This is a genomic window from Paraglaciecola aestuariivivens (assembly GCF_052983255.1).
In genome coordinates this window covers 51,294-69,527 of record NZ_JBRKBA010000013.1, presented here as the reverse complement: position 1 = coordinate 69,527, position 18,234 = coordinate 51,294, and the positions used below count along the sequence as shown (strand labels likewise).

Here is an 18,234-nt window from a genome sequence, read left to right as displayed (position 1 = left end):
GTTAGCGTACAATTCCCCGCGAAGAGTTAGCCACAAAGTCGGCCAAAGATTTAACTTCTGGGGTTTGCACAGCTAATTCATTGAGTTTTTCTACCGCTTCAGCAGCTCGATTACCATTGCGATAGAGAATTTTATAACCACGTTTAATTTGCATAATAGTGTCGCTGGCAAATCCTCTGCGTCTTAAGCCTTCTGAGTTAATACCACGAGGCACGCTATCGTTGCCTAACATTATGAAAGGTGGCACGTCGGCTAGTACTATAGCCCCGCCACCAATAAAGCTATGGTCGCCTATATGACAAAATTGATGGGCTGCAGTTACCCCACCCATAATCACCCAATTGCCAACATGTACATGCCCAGCTAAGGTAGCGCCAGTGGCTAAAATGCTATTATCGCCAATCACACAGTCATGGGCTATATGCACATAACACATCAGTAGATTGTTGGAACCGATTTTAGTCACACTTTGATCTTGCACTGTGCCACGATGGATAGACACACATTCTCGAATGATATTGTTATCACCAATGATCAATTCAGTGGGTTCACCAGCATATTTTTTGTCTTGGCAATCTTCGCCAACAGAGGCGAATTGATAAATATGATTGCCTTTACCTATGCTGGTTTTACCCTTCACCACCACATGCGATTCAAGCACAGTGTTATCCCCTATGCTGACATCTTCACCAATCAGACAAAAAGGGCCAATAGACACATTTTTACCCAACTGGGCAGTAGGATGAATAATCGCAGTAGAATGGATCACCTTTTACAATTTCCTCATAGCACACATAAATTCTGCTTCACAGGCGTCTTGGCCATTTACGCTGGCTAGCCCATGAAACTTCCAAATACCACGACGTTCTTTGATTAATCGAACTTGCATATCAAGGCGATCACCAGGTACCACTGGCATTTTAAATCGCGCTTTATCTATCCCTGCATATAAATACAGATCATCAGAATTACCTGCGGTTTTAAAACCCAATACACCCGCAACTTGCGCCAGCGCTTCGAGGATCATCACCCCTGGGAAAATTGGCTTTCCAGGAAAATGACCAGTAAAACATGGCTCATTAAAGGTAATGTTTTTATATGCAGTGATAGATTCATTTAAGGTGTAATCTGTCACTCTGTCGACTAGCAAAAATGGATACCTGTGAGGTAATAACTCCATGATATCTTCAATTTCTAGTGTGTTTAAACTGTTAGCCAAAAGGTGCTCTCCTAAACTAACCAGTCATCACGGCAGATTGCCTTAGTTTGACTGGTTTTTTTCCAATATTTTAACGCGCTGATTTAGACTGGTAATATTACGCAAGGTCACCATATTTTTGCGCCATTCTTTGTTGGTTGACGCTGGCATACCTGATGAATACACACCGGGTTCGCTAATGTTTTTGGTTACCATAGTCATGCCGGTAAACACCACATTATCACAGACTGTAATATGGCCGTTAATGCCAACTAAACCTGCAATACTACAATTTTTACCTATTACTGTGCTACCGGCTATAACAGAACAAGCTGCCATAGCAGTATTTTCGCCTATTTCGACATTATGAGCAATTTGGCATTGATTATCGATAATCACACCGTCGGCTAAAACCGTGTTATCCAAAGCCCCTCTGTCTATGGTAGTACTGGCGCCAATTTCGACATTATTGCCAATAATCACACTGCCTAACTGCGGTATTTTAAGCCATTTACCTTGATCATTTGCATAACCAAAGCCATCACTGCCAATCACAGTATTAGCCTGTACTAAACAGTTATCACCTAAAACTACATTGTGATAAATGCTGACATTTGCCCATAGTTTTGTATTGGCGCCTAAGCGGGCACTTTTACCTACAAAACAACCTGGGCCAATTTGTACGTTGTCACCTAACACCACATTGTCTTCAATAACCGCATGCGCAGCAATTTTTACATTGTTACCCAGTTGCACATTTTGCCCAATGCTTGCCAGTGGTGATAGTTCACTGGCCATGGCTGGTGTGCTATCCAAAATTTGCGCAGCTTTTGCAAAGCCCACATAAGGATTGGCCATAACTAAAGCAGAACAGGGGCAATGGGCTAATTCGTTAGGATGCAGAATAACGGCTTGGGCCTGAGTGTTTTGCAATTGCCCACTGTATTTAGGGTTAGACAAAAACGAAAGCTGACCTTGGTTAGCTTTAACCAAGGTCGATAAGCCACTGATAGGGGTTTCTTGCGTATCACCCTTGGCTAAATGCAATTCTGCGCCAATGTTTTGAGCAAGTTGCCCAAGACTGATTTTGATACTCAAAATGCCTCCAATATATCAGCTAAGGCTTCTTAGTTTATTTTACTAACTTGCTCTAAAACTTGCTTAGACACATCAATGTCAGCTTTGATATAAGCTACAGCGTTAGCGTTGATGATCACATCATAGTTACCTTTAGCTGCAACTGCATCAATGGCTTGCTTAATAAGGCCTAACAATTTGTTTTGCTCTTCTTGCAAACGCTTTTGAATTTCTTGTTGAAGAGGCTGAGCTTTACCTGTGTACTCGTCACGTAAACCAATGATTTTAGCTTCAAGCTCTTCTTTTTCTTTTTTGCTCATAGTCGCAGCATCACGTTGATTTTTTTCAAGGTAATACTTAATGTCTTTTTCTAAACGACTAACTTCTTCGGTTCTGTCTTTAAACTCAGCAGCAATTTTTTCTTGGATACCTGCAGCTTGAGGCATAGATTGGAAAATGCCTTGTACATTTACCGTACCGATTTTTTGCTCTGCCATGGCAGTTGTACTGAACATTGCTGAACTTAATAATGCACCGGCAATGATACTTTTAGTAAAATTTTTCAAAAGGAACTCCTACTTCTTATTGTTAGTTGGCCATCTTTTGTAGACCAAAATTTAAAATGTTTGACCAATGTTAAAGGTGAAGAATTTAGAATCATCACCTTCTCGCTCTTGTATGACTTTCGAGAAACTAAACACCATAGGTCCCATGGGTGATAGCCATTGTACAGAAACCCCACCAGAAGCTCTATAGAGAGAAGGATCACTATAATCGATTAACTGGTCGTCATTATAGGTATTATTAACCTTTAAGTTTTTATATCTATCAAAATCAAACTCAGTATCCCATACATTACCCGCGTCAATAAACACACTGGTACGTACAGAATTGTCAAAATCAGCTTCAACAAAAGGCGTGGGCACTATTAACTCTATGCCGCCTAATACCATGGCATTACCGCCTAGAGAACGAGTAGAAATGGAAATACTGTCTTGTGAGCTGTCACCTAAAATAACATTACCATTAGGGTCAGTCACCACAGAAGTTGGGGTAACTTGAACACCACGAGGACCAACAGTGTTGTTTTCAAAGCCCCTAAGGGTATCCGAACCACCAGCGGTAAAGTGCTGAGTGAAAGGTAAAATTTGGTCTATGCCATCGGCATCACCGTAACCATTACCATAACCCATTTTCAATCGGGCTAGGAATGACCAGCGTTGATTTCTAGACAGCGGGAAGTACCACTTACCATCAATTTCAGTTTTAAAATAATTAACATCTGAATTAGGCGTAGTGACACCAAATGATGCACGTTGCGACGAACCAGCCGTTGGGAACACCCCACGGTTAAGGGTAGAACGTGACCAAGCCACAGAGGCTAAGAAGCTATCGTAATTGATGGCGGCATCTGGATTGTTTTCATCCACAAACTGGTTATTAAATCGTGTAGTTTGTACAAAAGGTTGGTTTTGGAACAATTCAACTGAGCTGAAAGTTAAACCAAAGTTAATTCGGTTGTATTGATCTATTGGATAGCCAATGTTGCTACCAACAGAAAATTGCTTACTGTTGTATTGGATTAAGTTAGCCGAACTACCGTCAAACTCACTATAAGAAATCGATCCACCTAAGCTAATACCATCAATAGTAAAGTAAGGGTCAGTATAAGATAACTGCACACTTTTTTGATATGACACTGTACTGATATTAAAAGCAATACGTTTACCTGTGCCTAAGAAGTTATCTTGTTGAATACCGGCTTGTAAGCTTAGTTTAGTGCGGTCGCCGTAACCTATACCCGCATTAAAGGCACCAGAAGGTTGCTCTTTAACGGTAAAGTTTACGTCTACTTTGTCTTCTTCACCTGGCAAACGCACAGTTTCGAAGTCGACATTTTCCATATAGGTCAAACGCGACAAGCTGTTTTTAGAGATTTCCAATGAGTTGTTCGACAACCAAGAGCCTTCCATTTGCGTCACAGATTGGCGTAACACTTCGTCGGCTGTGGTGATATTGCCGGCAAAATTTATACGACGCACGTAAATTCGCTTACCTGGATCAACAGACAAAACTAACTTAACGGTTTTATCTTCTTCATTTACGTCAGGAATAGTCGAGACTGTAGGGTAAGCATATCCATAGCGGCCTAAATACTTACTAATAAACTCTTCTGTGTAGGTGACTTCTGCTTGGTTATACATTTCACCGGCTTTAAGTGGCAATACCATTTTAATGTATTCTTCGTGACCTAAAAGGTCACCAATTAATTCAACATCAGAAATAGTGTACTGCTCGCCTTCATTTACATTTAAGGTAATGTAAATGCCGGTTTTATCTGGGGTCATAGAAACTTGAGTTGAATCTATATTAAAACGTAAATAACCACGATCTTTATAATAACTGGTGATGGTTTCCATATCTCCAGTTAAAGTTTGTTTCTGGTAGCGAGTTTCAGATAAAAAGTCCCACCAAGGAGTATCGAATTTTAGTTCAACCTGCTCTAACAATTCGGCATCACTAAAAGTATCGTTACCCACTAAGTTAATTTGTTGGATTTTTGCCGAGTCACCTTCTTCAAACAATAATTTCAAATCTACCCGGTTTCTTGGAAGAGGGGTAATAATGGCAGTCACGTCAGCATTGTATTTACCAATACTATAGAAGAAATCTTTTAAGCCATTTTCAATTGAGGTAAGTACGGTTTTATCTAATGGCTCGCCTACTATGATATTGGCATCAGTTAAACTTTGTTGCAGTTGCTCATCTTTAATATCGTCGTTGTCTTCAAACACTATATTACTAATAGTCGGACGCTCAGTCACACGGATAAGCAAAGTGTTGCCGTCTCTGAAAACCTTAATATTTTCAAAGTGCGTAGACGAATACATGGAACGAATTAACCCAGCAATACGAAACGCGTTCATCTCATCCCCGACAGTAACGGGTAAATAAGTTAACGCTGCCCCTAAAGCAACACGTTGTAATCCTTCAATACGAATATCTTCAACAACAAATTCATTTTTGGGGGCTGCTTTTGCTAAGCTAGCAATGGATAGTATGAATCCTGCAACAACTAACTGTTTAAACTTCATTTATTAACATTCTTCCTAACTGCACATTACTGCAGTACATGGCCACATCGACCGATAAAAATTATAAACGCGCAATATCATTTACTATCGCGATGCTCATTAATAACAGCAGCACAACGCCACCGATTTTAAAGCCCACTTGTTGGACTGATTCTGGAACAGGGCGGCCACTAAAAAGCTCTATAAAGTAATAGAGTAAGTGCCCGCCATCAAGTACTGGTAGCGGTAAAAGGTTAATAATGCCTAAATTCACGCTAATTAATGCTAAAAAGCCTAAAAAATACACTAAACCTGAGCTTGCACTGGTACCTGCTCCTTGTGCTATGGCAATGGGTCCACTCAAATTTTTGACCGAAACATCACCGGTAAACAACTTTCCTAACATTTGTACACTTAGCGTCATTAACCGCCAAGTTTTGTCTATGGCTTTGCTGGTTGCTGAAAGCACACCATATTTATGCACTAGCAACATGCTTTCTGGCCAAGCTGCAAAAGTGGGCACAAACCCCATATAACCTTTTATTTGGCCTGCTACCTCTTTACTACCAATCTGCCCATCTAAGCTGATAACTTGCTCGTTTCTTAGCACTTCAACTTGTACTTCTTGATTAGGTCTAGCGGTAACATAACCCACTATTTGTTCCCAATCTTGCATACTAGTTCCATCGAATCGCAGAATTTTATCATTTGCTTGCAATCCAAGCTTGTCTGCAGCCGAATCTTTTTCTACAAAACCTAAAACTGGTAAAATTTCAGGACGGTAAGGGGTTAAACCCAAACTGGCAAAAACCGAGCTTTTATCTGGGTCAAACTGCCAATTGCTAATATCTAAAATGGCAGTTTTTTCATATTGAGTATTAGGGTTTTGCCATTTAACCTGCATATGCTGGTTACCAATGTGTGCCATTAATTCATAGGCGACATCTTCCCAGTCTACTACGCGACGTTCGCCAATTTGAGTAAGGGTGGCTTGTTCTGGCAGATTGGCTTGGCTAAAAATGCTCTCTGCTTCAACCTTTCCCACTACAGGTTTGATGGTGTCTACGCCTATGCTGTACATAACAAACAAAGCAAAAATAGCAAAAAGAAAATTCACTCCTGGCCCTGCTGCTATGATGGCAATACGCTTTAATACAGGTTGGCGGTTAAATGCTTGAGGTAAATCTTGCTCATCGGCCTCATCAACTCTTTCATCTAACATTTTTACATAGCCGCCCAAAGGAATAGCAGCTATTACATATTCTGTTCCAAGCTTATCAGTGCGCGACCAAAGGGCCTTACCAAAGCCAATTGAAAAACGTTGAACTTTCACTCCGCAGCGCCTAGCGACCCAAAAATGCCCCCATTCGTGCACGGCCACTAATATTCCTAAGGCCACAATAAAAGACACTAGGTTAATTAATATACTCACAACATGGCTCGCTGGGGCTGAGTTTGATTAAACTTTGCAATAATGCTTTGGGTGCGACTACGTGCCAAACGATCACTTTCAAGTATGGATTCTAAGCAAGTTAATGTATGTGATTGGGTTTGTTGCATACACTCTTGATTAGCTTGAGCAATTTGCATAAAACCTATTTGCCCTTGTAAAAAGGCTTCTACCGCCACTTCGTTGGCTGCATTTAAAGTAGTAGTGGCGTATTGTCCGGCATCACTGGCTTGTTGCGCCAAATGTAAATTGGGATAACGGGCTTGGTCTGGCTCAGTAAAGCTAAAGTCGGCTAAGCTGGCAAAATCTAGTGGTGCCACACCAGAATCGATACGTTGGGGATAAGCCAATGCATGAGCTATGGGCGTACGCATGTCGGGATTACCCATCTGCGCCAAAACCGAACCATCCACATATTGCACCATTGAATGGATCATACTTTGTGGGTGTAATACCACTTGAATATCAGATGATGCTAGACCAAATAACCACTTAGCCTCGATAAACTCCAAGCCTTTATTCATCATAGTGGCAGAGTCTACCGAAATCTTACGCCCCATATCCCAGTTAGGATGAGCGCAAGCTTGCTCGGGCGTAACCTGAGCTAATTCTTCTAAAGGTTTAGTTAAAAACGGGCCACCTGAGCCAGTTAATAAAATTTTACTGATCCCAGAATCGGCTAACTGCCCGTATTGAAAATCTGCCGGTAAGCACTGAAAAATCGCATTGTGCTCACTGTCTATGGGTAAAAGTTGTGCCCGTGATTGATTGGCCGCTTGAATAAACAAGTCACCCGACATCACTAAGGCTTCTTTGTTTGCTAACAGTACTTTTTTGCCGGCTTTAACCGCTGCTAAGGTAGGCAGCAATCCCGCCGCCCCCACTATGGCAGCCATAACCACATCTACTTGCTCGGCACTGGCCACTTGTTCTAGCCCTTCTACTCCAGATAGCAAAGTGCAAGATAATTGGGCTTGGCTGAAGCGCTGTTTTGCCTCTAAAAATAATGCAGGGTCTGCCACTACTACGTATTGAGGTTGGCATTGTTTAGCTTGAGCTAGCAGTAATTCGAGGTTGCTATTAGCAGTTAATGCATAAACATTAAATAGTTCAGGATGCCGACAAATAACATCAATAGTACTTTTACCTATTGATCCTGTGGCACCTAAAATACTCACATTTTGCATTAGGCCATCCACATCACATAACAAAATGCAAAGACTGGAAAGGCAGCAGTTAAGCTATCAATTCTATCCATTATGCCGCCATGACCTGGCAACAAGGTGCCACTGTCTTTAATGCCAGCACAACGTTTAAACATGCTTTCGTTTAAATCGCCTAGCGCCGACACTCCAACAGTTAATGCGCCAACTAATATGTGCAGCCAGATCCGCGAAGGCTCGACCTGATAATGTAAAGCAGCAAAAGCAATGATAGCTGAAGAAGCAAAAATCCCGCCCATTAAACCTTCGTAGGTTTTACCTGGCGAGACACGAGGACGTAATTTGTGTTTACCAAATTTCACCCCAACAAAAAATGCGCCTATGTCGGCCGCCCAAACTATGCCTAACACATAAAATATTAAGGACGCGCCGTAGTAAGGATCAACATCATAAAGACTGGTGCGTAGGCTAATTACTGCAACCCAAGTTGGGATCAGGGTTAAAAAGCCAAAGATACCGCGTAATGATTTGCTGGTGTACCACACAGAGGTGTATTTGGGATAAGCCAAAATCATAGCAAAGGAAATCACCCACCAAATGGCGGCAACGCCTAAAATATAGCTATACAAACTGTTTAGTTGACCTTGATACCAAATTAAATCTGTTGGCAATAAATAGGTTAAAAATAAACAAACCGCTGTGACTAAACCTGCATAAGCTGATTTAGTAAAAGTGCGAGTAATACCAGACATGCTGGACCATTCCCATGCGCCTAAGCCCATGACAATAGCTATGGTAATTTGAAACGCCATAAGTGGCATATATAAAATGGCAAAAAGCGCCAAAGGAGCCAAGATAAGCGCTGTGATAATTCGTTGTTTTAACACAAAAGCTCCTTGGTTAAAGTGTGTGACTGGGGTGTAAACATTAACTCACCTGTTCGCCAGTTTTACCAAATCGACGCTGACGATCACTAAAGTCTTGCACCGCATGTTGAAACGCATCTTCGTTAAAATCAGGCCAATAATCATTTGAAAAATACAGCTCAGCGTAGGCAATTTGCCATAGTAAAAAGTTACTAATGCGTTGTTCGCCACCGGTACGAATTAACAAATCTACCGGTGGTAAATCTGCAGCACAGGTAAACTGCTGAAATACGTCTTCGTCTATATTGGCACTATCTAATTGCCCGGCTTGCACTTGTGCAAGCATTAATTTGGCGGCATTGACTATATCCCAACGCCCACCGTAATTCGCGGCAATATTTAACACTAACGCGTCATTGTTTTGGGTTAGGTCTTGCGCTTGGTTAATTTTCTTCACCAATTTGCTATCAAAGCGACTGGTATCACCAATCACATTTAACCGCACATTATTTTTGTGCAATTTTTTTACTTCGCTGCCTAACACCATTTTAAACAGCTCCATTAAAACCCCCACCTCTTCAGCGGGTCGGTTCCAATTTTCACTGCTAAATGCAAACAAAGTCAGTACTTTCACCCCGTTTTTAAGGGCATAAGATACTGATGCTCTGACCGCTTTCACCCCAGCTTTATGCCCAGATGTCCGTATTTTGCCTTGCTCTTTTGCCCATCTTCCATTGCCATCCATGATAATAGCGACGTGCTCTGGCATAGAGACTGAGGGTGTTTGTTCAGATGCTTTCATAAATTTTTATTACTGCGCTTATACTTCCATTAAGTCTTTTTCTTTGGCGGCAAGTATTTCATCTACTTGTTTAACAAAAGCATCAGTAAGTTTTTGGATATCTTCTTCACCTTTGCGGCTTTCGTCTTCACCAATTTCCTTTTCTTTTAACAGTTCTTTGATGTCGCTGTTAGCATCACGGCGAATATTACGAATAGCCACACGTCCTTGCTCAGCTTCACCACGTACAACGCGGATCAAATCTTTACGACGTTCTTCAGTTAAGGCTGGCATAGGTATGCGCATTACTGAACCTGCACTCATAGGGTTTAAGCCTAAATCTGACTGCATAATGGCTTTTTCTACCGCTTGGGCAGAACTCTTATCAAAGACAGTTAAAGCCAAAGTACGCGCATCTTCGGCTACTATGTTAGCTAACTGTTTAAGTGGCGTGTCTGCACCGTAATAAGGCACCATAATGCTATCAAGTAAACTAGGGTGCGCACGACCAGTGCGAATTTTGGCTAATTGGTTTTTAAGCGCACTGATGCTTTTTTCCATACGCTGACGCGCGTCTTCATTAATTTCATCGATCACAGTCGTGTTCCTTTTATTGCTTTAATTCTTCTGGGTGACAAATAACCGTGCCTTCATCTTCGCCCATAACCACAGCTTTCATACAACCTGGTTTGTTCATGTTAAATACACGAATGGGGATATTGTGGTCACGTGCTAAGGTAAAAGCGGCCAAATCCATCACTTTTAATTCTTTTTCTAATACTTCATTGTAAGACAGGGTTTTATACAAAGTGGCATCTGGGTTAGTGGCAGGATCTGAGTCATATACGCCATCTACTTTAGTGCCTTTTAATACGGCGTCGGCTTCAATTTCAATGCCACGTAAACAGGCTGCTGAATCTGTGGTAAAAAACGGATTACCTGTACCAGCTGAAAATATCACAACTCTGCCTGACTTTAATAAGCTGATGGCTTCTGCCCAGTTATAAGCGTCACACACACCATTTAACGGAATAGCCGACATTAAACGCGCATTGACAAAAGCTCGATGCAAGGCATCACGCATCGCCAATCCGTTCATCACAGTGGCCAACATGCCCATGTGGTCGCCTACTACTCTATTCATGCCCGCTTTGGCTAAGCCTTCACCACGAAATAAGTTTCCGCCACCAATCACTAGGCCAACTTCAATGCCTAGCTCTACTAATTCTTTTATTTCTTGCGCCATGCGCTCTAAGACTTTAGGGTCAATGCCAAAACCTTCATCGCCCATTAACGCTTCACCACTTAGCTTTAACAATATTCTTCGATAAGCGGACTTAGGTGCAATACTCATAGATTGATATTCCTTAAAGTGAACAGAAGTGATGATTTTACTGAATTACTAACTCAGCATTTTATATATAAAAAAGCACCTCAATTTGAGGTGCCAGTATTATACCCAAACAAGCCTAAAAGGCATGTTTATTTTTTAGCAGCTGCCATTTGTGCAGCTACTTCTGCGGCGAAGTCTTCTTCTTTTTTCTCGATACCTTCACCTACTTCGAAACGTACGAAGTTGATTACGTCGGCACCTTTAGACTTAAGTAAATCACCTACTAACATTGAAGGATCTTTAACAAAAGGCTGACCTGTTAAGCTGATTTCGCCAGTAAATTTCTTCATACGACCAGACACCATTTTCTCAGCGATCTCAGCTGGCTTACCAGACTGAACTGCGATGTCTAATTGAATTTCTTTTTCTTTAGCTACTACTTCAGCAGGCACATCGTCAGGCTTAACAAATTGTGGGTTAGACGCAGCAACATGCATTGCGATGTCTTTTGCCAGCTCTTCGTCGCCACCTTGTAAAATAGCGATTACACCAATACGCGCACCGTGTACGTAAGCGCCAAGGTTGTCACCTTCAACTGTAATAACACGACGTGGGCTGATGTTTTCACCAATTTTAGCTACTAAAGTATCACGTAATTCGCTTACTTTAACGCCATCAATTTCAGCATTGTTTAAGCTGTCCATGTCGTTAATTTTGTTAGCTGATGCTACTTCAATTAACTGTTGGCCAAACTTAATGAAACCTTCGTCACGAGCAACAAAGTCAGTTTCACTGTTTACTTCCATCATAGTTGCTACACCGTTAGCAACTTTGGTCAAAATTACACCTTCAGCAGCAATACGGCCTGCTTTTTTAGCGGCTTTCGCTTGACCATTTTTACGCATATTTTCGATTGCTAGCTCGATGTCACCATTGGTTTCAACTAGGGCTTTTTTACAATCAAGCATGCCGGCGGCTGTACGCTCACGCAATTCTTTAACTAGGGCTGCAGTCACTGCCATTTTCGTTTCCTCAGCAAATAATTTGATATTAAACATTTAAAAACAGGGGCGATCGCCCCCGTTTGATTGATTCGATTCGCTAGCGGGTTAATTCGCTAGCTTAAAGTCGTGCGTGACTGATTACTCAGCCGCTTCTACGAACTCACCTTTTTCAGCTTGCGCTTCAAGGTTTTGGTCACGACCTTCGATGACTGCATCAGCAGCAGCGTTCAAATAAAGCTGTACTGCACGGATTGCATCATCGTTACCAGGTACGATGTAATCAACACCATCTGGGTTAGAGTTAGTATCTACTACAGATACAACTGGAATACCCAAGTTACGTGCTTCTGTGATAGCAATGTGCTCATGGTCAGCATCAACAACGAACAATACGTCTGGTAAGCCACCCATGTTTTTAATTCCACCTAAGCTAGTTTCAAGCTTGGTCATTTCACGTTGAAGCATTAATACTTCTTTTTTGGTCAACTTATCAAAAGTGCCGTCTTGGCTTTGTTGCTCAAGATCTTTAAGACGCTTGATTGATTGACGAACCGTTTTCCAGTTAGTCAACATACCGCCTAACCAGCGTTTGTTAACATAGAATTGGTCACATTTTTCTGCTGCTTCTTTCACCGCATCACTTGCAGCACGTTTAGTACCAACAAAAAGAATTTTACCTTTTTTAGCTGCAACGCCGCCAACAAAGTTAAGTGCTTCGTTGAACATAGGAACAGTTTTTTCAAGGTTGATGATGTGAACTTTGTTACGTGCGCCAAAAATGAAAGGTTTCATTTTTGGATTCCAGTAACGAGTTTGGTGTCCAAAGTGTACGCCTGCCTGAAGCATGTCGCGCATAGATACATTTGCCATTATAAAGATTCCTCAATATGGGGTTAGGCCTCCATACATCCCAGTTTTCGATCCACGCAATAAAAATTTACGTAGACACCCCGAAAAATGTGTCGATGTATGTGTGTTATTTACGCTAAATTAATTAGCCACTTCGCGATAATTAATTGGGATAACTACCCTCATTAATTTCAGCGGTGCGCTTTATAGCATGAGCCTAGCTTAGGTTCAATAGTAGAACGGTTAAATAGCCTAAATTAAACAAAGTGAGTGTCATTTTGAGCCAAAAATCGCAAAAACCTTTTCTCCAGTTAATTGGTATATCAAGTTTTACCAAGTTAGCTGATTTACTGATTTCAGCTAAAACCACCTTGCCTTGGCTGTTAACCAGTTTAGGGGCGCCAGCTTGGATCATTTCATTATTGGTCCCCATACGCGAGTCGGGGTCGTTGATCCCTCAGTGGCCTATTAAACAGCGCACCCAAAAGTTAACGAATCGTTTAATTTTGTGGCGAGCGGGCATAGTGATCCAAACGTTGGCAATTGGCTTAATTTTACTAGCTGCACTTTTTACCCAAAACCACACTGCTGGCTTATTGATACTGCTGTTTTTATTAATCCTTAGTTTAGGCCGGGCTTTAACCTCTTTAAGCATGAAAGATATTCAAGGCATTAATATTTCTAAAGGACAAAGGGGCAAGCTGGTAGGCATAGCGTCTTCTATTTCAGGCATATTGTCATTGCTTACCGCGGCGTTAATGCTGTACTCCCCAAACAACCAATCAAATTTAGCCATGCATGGGCTACTTGGGTTATCTATAGCTGTGATGTTAATCAGTTTGGTTTTATCAAGAGGGTTAACTGCAGAGCTACAAGACCAAGATAATACAGACCAACAAACAGGTATTTGGCGCACCATTCGCACCCAAGCTAGTTTGCGCAATTTAATTGTAAGTCGCTGTTTGTTATTACACGGCGCCTTAATCGCGCCTTTTTTTGTGAGTGCCTCAGCCAGTCATGCCACAGGTTTTAGCCTACCTTATTATATTATTGCCAGCGCTTTAGCGGCCTTTATTAGTTCTTATCTGTGGGGAAAATTAGCAGATAAAAGCGCGGTTAAAACTTTATTTTTTGCCACTTTCGTTTGTGTGATTGCCTCTTTTAGTTTTTTCTTTTTAAGCACTTTGCAGTGGCCCGCGCTAAATGTTGGCTTGTTCTTTATTTTAAATTTAGGCTACGCCGGCGTAAGAACAGGTCGTAAAACCTATATTTTAGATATAGCCGAAGGCTCGCAGCGTACTATCTTTGTTGCGGCAGCCAATACCTGTGTAGGTTATGTGTTGTTATTGTTAGGCGGCTTATATGCTTTGCTGCACTTGTGGATCAGTGATTATATTGTGTTGCTGATGGCGCTAGTTATGACCCTTGGCCTAGTTCATACTTTTAGTTTACCGGCAGAAAAATAACACCTTTTATTATGAGTTAGTAAATAGGGTTCTTTATTCAAGGCTGGCGAGAACACAAGCGAAAAGATACAATAGATTGAATCTATTATTAGCACTGAATTTAGGAACTGACCTTGCCTGCTATTATTAAAACTGCAACCGAAATTGAAAAAATGCGCGTAGCCGGAAGGCTTGCCGCAGATGTATTACAAATGATTGGTGAACACGTTAAAAAAGGTGTGACCACTAATGAATTAAACCAAATTTGTCACGACTACATAGTTAATGAGCAAAAGTGTATACCCGCTCCTCTTAATTACGGTCATCCCCCTTTTCCCAAATCTATTTGCACCTCGGTCAATCATGTTATTTGTCATGGGATCCCTTCTGACAAAAAACTAAAAGATGGTGATTCGGTGAATATCGATGTCACAGTCATAAAAGATGGCTACCACGGTGACACCTCTAAAATGTTTGTTGTGGGTAAGCCATCTATTTTGACTGAGCGCCTGATCCGTGTAACCCAAGAGTCTTTGTACAAGGCCATTAAAATGGTTAAACCTGGGGTACGTTTAGGGGATATTGGTCATGTTATTCAACAACATGCAGAAAGCCATAACTATTCTATTGTCCGCGAATATTGTGGGCATGGCATAGGCGCAAGCTTTCATGAAGAACCTCAAGTCGTTCACTATGGCAAACCTAATACAGGTGAAACCTTAGTTGAAGGTATGTGCTTTACCATAGAGCCTATGGTGAATGCTGGAAAGAGGTATTCGAAACTTCTACCCGACCAATGGACTGTTGTGACTAAAGATCGCAGTTTAAGTGCTCAGTGGGAACATACCTTGCTAGTTACCAAAAATGGCGTTGAAATTTTAACCCTACGTGACGATGAAGAGATTGACCGTATTATCAGCCATTAAAGTCTACTTCTATAGTTAATCTGTTATCTAAGCAAATTGGCAGAGCCTTCACTCTGCCTAACCTTTTAGGCTAATTAGCTATGTGAGTGTTATTTAACCCCCAACAATCTAAAGGTAAATCTCTTGTCTTTACATAGCTTGCTCAACCAAATCAAACTGATTAATAGCCCAGATAATATTGGCGCCTATAAAGCCATAGTGGCCAATAGTTACCAATGGTTAAGCAGCGAATTGCCAAGTGGCAAAGTCTCTGGCTTGGTTTTAGGCCGCGCCACTTTAGTTGATGCCTTACTCAGGCACATATGGCAATTGTTAAAATTACACTTAGAAAAAGATGTGGCCTTAGTGGCGGTTGGGGGGTACGGCCGCGGACAGTTACAGCCTTATTCAGATATAGATTTACTGATTTTAAGTAAAAAACAGCTGTCTAAACATCAAGAAGAAAGCTTAGGTCAGTTTATCACCTTGTTGTGGGACATAGGCCTAGATGTGGGTCAATCGGTACGAACCATTAAAGAAACCTTTGCCCAAGCCAAACAAGACGTCACTATTGCCACCAACCTAGTAGAAGCCCGCTTATTAATTGGCTCAGAAGATACCTTTGCGGCACTACAAGACCAATTAAATTCTAAGCATTATTGGAGCAGTAAGGATTTTTTCTTAGCCAAAGTTAAAGAGCAAAAAGAGCGTCATCGTAAATTTAAAGATACTTCTTACAACCTAGAGCCCAATGTTAAAGAAAGCCCAGGTTGTTTACGCGATATTCAATCTATTGGCTGGGTAGCGAAAAAGCATTTTAATGTATTAGAAGGCAATGAACTGGTTAAGCATGGGTATTTTAACCCTCTAGAGCATGACGAATTATTAGAATGTCGTGAAAACCTATGGCGGATCCGCTTTGCTTTACACATAGTCGCTGGACGCAGTGAAAACCGTTTGTTGTTTGATTATCAGGCCGATGTGGCTGCTTTAGTGGGGTATGGTAATCAAGGTAAAGCCTCGGTTGAACGTATGATGAAAGATTTCTTTCGTACCGTAAGGCGTATCAGCGAATTAAATAAAATGTTGATGCAGCGCTTTCGCCAAGATGTTCTAGCCTTAAAAGTTAAACAACAGCTAAAAATAAACGACCAGTTTGAATTATTAGATGGCCTGATTGCCCCTACCCAAGAAAACGTTTTTACCTCACCAGAGGCCATTTTAGAGTTTTTGCTTTTAGTTGCAGATCATGAAGAAATTAAAGATCTGCATTCCAGTTGTTTGCGCCAACTTCGACAAGCAAGACGCGCCTTTCGTAATCAATACTTTGTAGAGCGCGAACCCTGCCGAGTGCTATTTTTGCAGCTTTTAAGTCACCCTAACTTTTTTACATTGGGTTGGGATATCATGCATAACCATGGCATTTTGCAGGCTTATATTCCGCAGTGGGATCAAATTGTAGGTATGATGCAATTTGATTTATTTCATGCCTACACTGTAGATGAGCACACGCACAGATTAGTTAAAAACATTTATCACTATGGTCAGCCCGAAAATAAAGCCTTTCCCCGTTGCGGTAACATAGTCAAAAATTTAGATAAACCCGAGTTGTTATACATTGCCGCCATTTTCCACGATATAGGCAAAGGGCGAAATGGCGATCACTCAAAATTAGGTGCCATAGACGTAGAAGCCTTTTGCCAAACACATAATATAAATGCCACAGATACTGAGCTGATCAGATGGTTAGTAGAAAGCCATTTGTTAATGTCGGTAATTGCGCAAAGACGCGACATTTATGATCCACAAGTAATTAACGAATTTGCCCAAGCAGTACGTACCCAAAACAATTTGAATCATTTGTATGTTCTCACCTTGGCCGACATTCGCGCCACCAACGACAATTTGTGGAACGATTGGAAAGCCTCTTTGTTACGAGAGCTTTATTTGCTTACCCAAAAAGCCTTAGAAAACGGCTTAGAGTGCAAAGTCGCGCTACAAGACAGGGTTGACCAACACCAAAGCAAAGCCCGTACTGCTCTAATTGAAAGTGGTATGAACGAAACGCAAATCGATCAATTTTGGCGGCGTTTAAGCGACGACTATTTTGCCCGTTTTAAACCTACACAAATCATTTGGCATGCAAGTGTGATCTTAGCGTCTCACCCTATGACAGACGACTTTTTATTGGTAGGTACCAGCGCCAATACTTCGAAAGCTGGGGCCGAGTTAATTGTTTATGGTAAAGATCGCCCACATATGTTTGCCCAAATTGCTTCTGTGTTAGACAGCCGAAATTGCTCTATTCACGATGCTCAGGTAATGCGCACCCACGATGGCTATATGTTTGATAGTTTTATTATTTTTGAACATAACGGCGATCGCATTACCTCTGACTCTCGATTAGAAAGTTTACGAGTAGCGGTAGAAGATCAACTCAATAAACCCGGTATAAAACACACCAATAAACGTAAGATGTCGCGCCGTATGAAACAGCTTGATGTTACGACTAAAGTGCGTTTTTACCCCAGTCAAACCAATGTGACTTTAGTAGAATTAGAAGCCCTTGATGCTCCTGGTTTATTGGCCAATATTTGTGAGCAGTTTATTCAACTAAAAATTAAACTGCACCAAGCCAAAATATCGACTATTGGTGAAAGGGCCGAAGATTTATTTATTATCAGCAATGAACAAGATCAGCCCCTAAGCCCTAAAGAGCAAGTTCAACTTAAAAAGCGATTATGTGAGGCACTGGATAACTAAGACTGTTGTTTTTTAGTTTGCTGCTAAGGTTTAGTTGTATACCACTGAGCTGGAGCATTACCTATGCCTGATGAACTAGAGCAAGCTTTTACCTTGATGGCGAATAAGACTCGCTATCAAGTGTTGGATAAACACCAAACTATTTGGTTAGACTCCAGCGATGCAAACACCGCCAAACATTACCTAGATTTATTTAATAAAGCCTATGCTGCGGGTTTTAAGCAAGGCTTTAAATCTGGGCGCAACAAAAGCTAGCACTCAACAGACGGATTTTACTTGTTGTTGTCCGTACTAAAATCCTCATAACCACACAATTTTTCTTATAT

The 18,234-nt window shown here is 41.3% G+C and carries 17 protein-coding genes; 4 read left to right on the top strand and 13 right to left on the bottom strand.

The annotated features are described in order from the left end of the window. Position 1: 1 nt before the first annotated feature. The 13 genes from lpxA to rpsB all read right to left on the bottom strand — a co-directional run bounded on the left by lpxA (position 2) and on the right by rpsB (position 12,816). The gene (gene lpxA, locus ACVCDT_RS15495; protein WP_447133700.1) at positions 2-769 is read right to left on the bottom strand and encodes an acyl-ACP--UDP-N-acetylglucosamine O-acyltransferase; all 768 of its coding nucleotides are present in this window, start codon (positions 767-769) and stop codon (positions 2-4) included. 3 nt (positions 770-772) lie between these two features. Further along, on the bottom strand, positions 773-1,219 hold the full coding sequence (gene fabZ / locus ACVCDT_RS15490) for a 3-hydroxyacyl-ACP dehydratase FabZ (RefSeq protein WP_447133699.1): 447 nt from the start codon (positions 1,217-1,219) through the stop codon (positions 773-775). A 42-nt stretch (positions 1,220-1,261) separates the two neighbouring features. Beyond that, entirely contained in the window at positions 1,262-2,296 is a 1,035-nt protein-coding gene (gene lpxD / locus ACVCDT_RS15485; RefSeq protein WP_447133698.1) for a UDP-3-O-(3-hydroxymyristoyl)glucosamine N-acyltransferase, read from the bottom strand. Positions 2,297-2,325: 29 nt separating this feature from the next. Continuing rightward, positions 2,326-2,841, bottom strand: a complete 516-nt coding sequence (locus ACVCDT_RS15480) for an OmpH/Skp family outer membrane protein (RefSeq protein ID WP_447133697.1) — start codon at positions 2,839-2,841, stop codon at positions 2,326-2,328. A 51-nt stretch (positions 2,842-2,892) separates the two neighbouring features. Beyond that, a complete protein-coding gene (gene bamA / locus ACVCDT_RS15475) occupies positions 2,893-5,370 on the bottom strand; it encodes an outer membrane protein assembly factor BamA (protein ID WP_447133696.1) in 2,478 nt (825 codons plus the stop codon). A 61-nt stretch (positions 5,371-5,431) separates the two neighbouring features. Continuing rightward, a complete protein-coding gene (rseP, locus tag ACVCDT_RS15470) occupies positions 5,432-6,781 on the bottom strand; it encodes a sigma E protease regulator RseP (RefSeq protein WP_447133695.1) in 1,350 nt (449 codons plus the stop codon). Continuing rightward, the gene (gene ispC / locus ACVCDT_RS15465; RefSeq protein ID WP_447133694.1) at positions 6,778-7,986 is read right to left on the bottom strand and encodes a 1-deoxy-D-xylulose-5-phosphate reductoisomerase; all 1,209 of its coding nucleotides are present in this window, start codon (positions 7,984-7,986) and stop codon (positions 6,778-6,780) included. The genes rseP and ispC overlap by 4 nt, the downstream gene beginning before the upstream one ends. Further along, positions 7,986-8,849, bottom strand: coding sequence for a phosphatidate cytidylyltransferase (locus ACVCDT_RS15460; RefSeq protein ID WP_447133693.1), 864 nt, complete (start codon positions 8,847-8,849; stop codon positions 7,986-7,988). Before ACVCDT_RS15460 ends, ispC begins: the two co-directional genes overlap by 1 nt. 40 nt (positions 8,850-8,889) lie before the next feature. Next, entirely contained in the window at positions 8,890-9,630 is a 741-nt protein-coding gene (uppS, locus tag ACVCDT_RS15455; protein ID WP_447133692.1) for a polyprenyl diphosphate synthase, read from the bottom strand. An 18-nt stretch (positions 9,631-9,648) separates the two neighbouring features. Beyond that, a complete protein-coding gene (frr, locus tag ACVCDT_RS15450) occupies positions 9,649-10,206 on the bottom strand; it encodes a ribosome recycling factor (protein ID WP_447133691.1) in 558 nt (185 codons plus the stop codon). 13 nt (positions 10,207-10,219) lie between these two features. Beyond that, complete coding sequence (gene pyrH / locus ACVCDT_RS15445) at positions 10,220-10,963, bottom strand: UMP kinase (RefSeq protein ID WP_447133690.1); 744 nt, start codon at positions 10,961-10,963, stop codon at positions 10,220-10,222. 128 nt (positions 10,964-11,091) lie between these two features. Further along, positions 11,092-11,964: a translation elongation factor Ts gene (gene tsf, locus ACVCDT_RS15440; RefSeq protein WP_447133689.1), complete on the bottom strand. Its 873-nt coding sequence runs from the start codon at positions 11,962-11,964 to the stop codon at positions 11,092-11,094. Between the two features lie 120 nt (positions 11,965-12,084). Next, complete coding sequence (gene rpsB, locus ACVCDT_RS15435) at positions 12,085-12,816, bottom strand: 30S ribosomal protein S2 (protein ID WP_447133688.1); 732 nt, start codon at positions 12,814-12,816, stop codon at positions 12,085-12,087. 257 nt (positions 12,817-13,073) lie between these two features. Between rpsB and ACVCDT_RS15430 the strand changes: the two genes are divergently transcribed. From ACVCDT_RS15430 to ACVCDT_RS15415, 4 genes are all read left to right on the top strand, one after another. Further along, the gene (locus ACVCDT_RS15430; RefSeq protein ID WP_447133687.1) at positions 13,074-14,261 is read left to right on the top strand and encodes an MFS transporter; all 1,188 of its coding nucleotides are present in this window, start codon (positions 13,074-13,076) and stop codon (positions 14,259-14,261) included. A gap of 113 nt (positions 14,262-14,374) precedes the next feature. Further along, positions 14,375-15,166 carry a type I methionyl aminopeptidase gene (gene map, locus ACVCDT_RS15425; protein ID WP_447133686.1) on the top strand — a complete coding sequence of 264 codons (792 nt, stop codon included), beginning with the start codon at positions 14,375-14,377 and terminating at the stop codon, positions 15,164-15,166. A gap of 123 nt (positions 15,167-15,289) precedes the next feature. Continuing rightward, on the top strand, positions 15,290-17,908 hold the full coding sequence (gene glnD, locus ACVCDT_RS15420; RefSeq protein ID WP_447133685.1) for a [protein-PII] uridylyltransferase: 2,619 nt from the start codon (positions 15,290-15,292) through the stop codon (positions 17,906-17,908). 63 nt (positions 17,909-17,971) lie between these two features. Further along, positions 17,972-18,163: a hypothetical protein gene (locus ACVCDT_RS15415; RefSeq protein WP_447133684.1), complete on the top strand. Its 192-nt coding sequence runs from the start codon at positions 17,972-17,974 to the stop codon at positions 18,161-18,163. Positions 18,164-18,234 lie beyond the last annotated feature (71 nt).

Excerpts from the sequence above, each read along its gene's own strand:
- bamA (WP_447133696.1), bottom strand. The coding sequence starts at position 5,370 with ATGAAGTTTAAACAGTTAGTTGTTGCAGGATTCATACTATCCATTGCT.
- ispC (WP_447133694.1), bottom strand. The coding sequence starts at position 7,986 with ATGCAAAATGTGAGTATTTTAGGTGCCACAGGATCAATAGGTAAAAGT.
- uppS (WP_447133692.1), bottom strand. The coding sequence starts at position 9,630 with ATGAAAGCATCTGAACAAACACCCTCAGTCTCTATGCCAGAGCACGTC.
- pyrH (WP_447133690.1), bottom strand. The coding sequence starts at position 10,963 with ATGAGTATTGCACCTAAGTCCGCTTATCGAAGAATATTGTTAAAGCTA.
- tsf (WP_447133689.1), bottom strand. The coding sequence starts at position 11,964 with ATGGCAGTGACTGCAGCCCTAGTTAAAGAATTGCGTGAGCGTACAGCC.
- rpsB (WP_447133688.1), bottom strand. The coding sequence starts at position 12,816 with ATGGCAAATGTATCTATGCGCGACATGCTTCAGGCAGGCGTACACTTT.
- ACVCDT_RS15415 (WP_447133684.1), top strand. The coding sequence starts at position 17,972 with ATGCCTGATGAACTAGAGCAAGCTTTTACCTTGATGGCGAATAAGACT.